Origin of the sequence: Micromonospora sp. M71_S20, from assembly GCF_003664255.1 — a bacterium.
Classification (GTDB): domain Bacteria; phylum Actinomycetota; class Actinomycetes; order Mycobacteriales; family Micromonosporaceae; genus Micromonospora.
Map to the genome: position 1 here is coordinate 722,145 of NZ_RCCV01000004.1, position 2,303 is coordinate 724,447.

3 protein-coding genes are annotated in these 2,303 nt (G+C 72.4%); all 3 read left to right on the forward strand.

Features of this window, described 5'->3' with window-relative positions; translation table 11 throughout:
* Window positions 1-22: 22 nt before the first annotated feature.
* Genes sbnA through DER29_RS32050 form a run of 3 tightly spaced genes read left to right on the forward strand, consistent with a single transcriptional unit; the run spans window position 23 to window position 2,237 of the window.
* Window positions 23-1,003: a 2,3-diaminopropionate biosynthesis protein SbnA gene (gene sbnA, locus DER29_RS32040; protein WP_121401345.1), complete on the forward strand. Its 981-nt coding sequence runs from the start codon at window positions 23-25 to the stop codon at window positions 1,001-1,003.
* Window positions 997-2,034 (forward strand): 2,3-diaminopropionate biosynthesis protein SbnB, encoded by a 1,038-nt coding sequence (gene sbnB, locus DER29_RS32045; protein WP_121401346.1) that lies wholly within the window; start codon window positions 997-999, stop codon window positions 2,032-2,034. Before sbnA ends, sbnB begins: the two co-directional genes overlap by 7 nt.
* Window positions 2,031-2,237, forward strand: coding sequence for an MbtH family NRPS accessory protein (locus tag DER29_RS32050; protein WP_121401347.1), 207 nt, complete (start codon window positions 2,031-2,033; stop codon window positions 2,235-2,237). The genes sbnB and DER29_RS32050 overlap by 4 nt, the downstream gene beginning before the upstream one ends.
* Window positions 2,238-2,303 lie beyond the last annotated feature (66 nt).

Below are 2,303 nucleotides of genomic sequence, written 5' to 3' on the forward strand. Positions count from 1 at the left end.
TCAGCCCGGAGAGGGGGTTGAAATGGATCAGGGAATTCTCTCCACGGTCGGCAACACGCCCCTGGTGCGCCTGGACCGGTTGTTTCCCGAATTTCCCGCCCGGGCGTACGCGAAACTCGAACAGTTCAATCCGGGTGGGAGCATCAAGGACCGGGCCGCGCTGAACATGCTGCGCGGAAAGATCGAATCCGGCGAACTGGTGCCCGGCCGGTCCGTGGTGGTGGAGTCCAGCTCCGGCAACCTCGCCATCGGCCTGGCCCAGATCTGCGCGTACTTCGGGATCCGGTTCATCTGCGTGGTGGACCCGAAGACCACCCGGCAGAACCTGGCGGTGCTGGCCGCGTACCAGGCCGAGATCGACATGATCGAGCATCCCGACCCGGTGACCGGCGAGTACCTCGCGGTCCGGCGCCGCCGGGTACGCGAGCTGGTGGAGACCGTGCCCGGCGCCTACCGCCCGGACCAGTACACCAACCCGCTCAACGCCCGGGCCCAGCGGCAGACCATGGCCGAGATCATGACCGAGCTGGACGGCCGGGTCGACTACCTGTTCTGCTCCACCGGCACCTGCGGCACCCTGGTCGGCTGCGCCGACTACCTGCGCGAGAACGGCCACCCCACCCGGATCGTCGCGGTCGACGCCGTCGGCAGCGCGATCTTCGGCCACCCGACCGCGCCCCGGCTGATCCCCGGACACGGCGCCTCGGTGGTGCCCCCGCTGGCCGCCAACGCCAGGCCGGACGAGGTGCTGCACGTCTCCGACCTCGACTGCGTGGTCGGCTGCCGGTTGCTGGCGGTGCGGGAGGCCATCCTCGCCGGCGGTTCCTCCGGGGCGACGGTGGCCGCGCTGCGGCGCCGCATGGCGGACCTGCCCGCCGGGAGCACCAGCGTCCTGATCTTCCCGGACAACGGCGACCGCTACCTCGACACCATCTACTCCGATCGCTGGGTGACCGAACAGTTCGGCGAGGTCAGCCACCTGTGGAAGGGCGACAAATGCTGATCATCGGCTATGCCGTGGTCCGGGACGTGCTAGACGGCGACGAGGCCCGGGTCATCGACCTCGTCCGGCAGGCGTACCTGCTGCACGAGCAGGGCCGCACGAGCGTGCCGCACTCGGTCTTCCTGCGCTTCCCCGACAACGCCCGCAACCGCATCATCGGGCTGCCCGCGTACCTGGGCGCCGACCCGCCGGCCGCCGGCATGAAGTGGATCTCCTCGTTCCCCGCGAACATCGACCGGGGCCTGGACCGCGCCAGCGCCGCCATCGTGCTCAACTCGCTGGAGACCGGCCGGCCCGAGGCGGTCATCGAGGGATCGGTCGTCTCCGCCCGGCGTACCGCGGCCGGCGCGGCCCTCGCCGCGCAGCTGCTGACCGCCGGACGCCGCCCGGACGGCCTGGCGCTGATCGGCTGCGGGCTGATCAACGAGCAGGTGCTGCGCTTCCTGACGGTCGCCCTGGCGCCGCCGGCCTCGCTGGTGCTGCACGACACCGACCCGCGCCGGGCCGAGGCGTTCGCCGCGCGGGCGGCGGCCCTGCTGCCGGCCACGACGATCAGCGTGGTGGCGAGCGCCGAGCAGGCCCTGGCCGCCCACCGGCTGGTCTCGATCGCCACCACCGCCAGCGAACCGCACCTGGAGCTGACCGCCTGCCAGCCGGAGAGCGTGGTGCTGCACCTGTCGCTGCGGGACCTGCACCCCCGGGCGGTGCTGGCGGCCCGCAACGTCGTCGACGACCCCGACCACGTGTGCCGGGAGCGCACCTCGCTGCACCTGGCCGAGCAGCTCACCGGGGGCCGGGACTTCATCCACACCACGATCGGCCGGTTGGCCGGCGGTGCGGCGCTGCCCCCGGCCGACGCCCCCGGACCGGTGGTGGTCTCGCCGTTCGGGCTGGGCGTGCTGGACATCGCGCTGGCCGAACACGTCCGCCGCACGGCGGCCCGGCGTGGCCTCGGCGTGCGGATCGACGACTTCACACCCGTACCGGCCGCCGCCGTGGCGACCGTGGAACCCACGAGGGAGAGAACATGAGCGACGACGACCGCAGCTACCTGGTGGTGCTCAACGACGAGGAGCAGTACTCGATCTGGTGGAGCGACCGGGCGCTGCCGGCCGGCTGGCGGGCCGAGGGCACCGAGGGCACCCGCGACGAGTGCCTCAGCCGGATCAACGAGCTCTGGACCGACATGCGGCCGAAGAGCCTGCGCCTGCGCATGGACGGCGCGTCCGTCTGACAGGCCCACGGCAGGCGTGACCCCCGGCCGTCCGCGATCGACCCCCCACCCCGGAGGAGCACCCCG